Origin of the sequence: Pseudomonas uvaldensis, from assembly GCF_021271205.1 — a bacterium.
Taxonomy (GTDB): Bacteria; Pseudomonadota; Gammaproteobacteria; order Pseudomonadales; family Pseudomonadaceae; genus Aquipseudomonas; species Aquipseudomonas uvaldensis.
This window is the reverse complement of the sequence record NZ_JAIWKS010000044.1, coordinates 1-597: the sequence shown is the minus strand read 5'-3', so window position 1 is coordinate 597 and position 597 is coordinate 1. Positions and strand designations below refer to the sequence as shown.

The 597-nt window shown below is 62.3% G+C and carries 1 protein-coding gene and 1 pseudogene; both read right to left on the bottom strand.

Annotated features, from left to right (window positions below; translation table 11 throughout):
* Positions 1 to 119: 119 nt before the first annotated feature.
* The gene (locus LCU97_RS26505; RefSeq protein WP_003201656.1) at positions 120 to 317 is read right to left on the bottom strand and encodes a YbdD/YjiX family protein; all 198 of its coding nucleotides are present in this window, start codon (positions 315 to 317) and stop codon (positions 120 to 122) included.
* 16 nt (positions 318 to 333) lie between these two features.
* Positions 334 to 597: pseudogene (locus LCU97_RS26500) on the bottom strand (carbon starvation protein A); the annotation flags it as partial.

Below are 597 nucleotides of genomic sequence, written 5' to 3'. Positions count from 1 at the left end.
GGCTTGCCCGCGATGGCATCGCCTCGGTATCAGGATAAACCGAGGTGTCTGCATCGCGGGCAAGCCTTGCTCCCACAGAGCTCGCTCCCACAAGTGTTACTTCATTCTGGCCCAGCGCTTTAGCAGCACTTCGGCCCGCCCTTGCCGCCGTAACGGGCTTCCTGGCGTTCTCGGAAGAACGCCTCGTAGTCCATCAGCGGCTTGTCCGGGTGCTTGGTTTGCATGTGCTCGACGTAGTTGTCGTAGTCAGGCATGCCGACCATCAGGCGGGCGGCCTGACCGAGGTATTTACCCAGGCGACTCAAGTCATTGAACATCGTTGCAATCCTCTGGTTACGCGTCCGGCAGGGCCTGGAATGGCGCTTCCTTGTCCGTGCGTTCTTTCGTGCTCCAGGCGGCGACGCCGACCTTGAGCGCGTAGAACAGGATGCTCAGCACCACGAACAGGAACAACACCGTCAGCGTCGCGTTGGTGTAGGCGTTGAACACCACGTGCTGCATCTGCTCGACGCTCTTGGCCGGGGCCAGGACCTGGCCGGCGGCCAGGGCATCGTTGTACTTGCGCGCCAGGGCCAGGAAGCCGATCGCCGGGTTGGC

What these genes read in the sequence shown, in the direction of transcription:
- LCU97_RS26505 (WP_003201656.1), bottom strand. Translation starts at nt 317, where the DNA reads ATGTTCAATGACTTGAGTCGCCTGGGTAAATACCTCGGTCAGGCCGCC.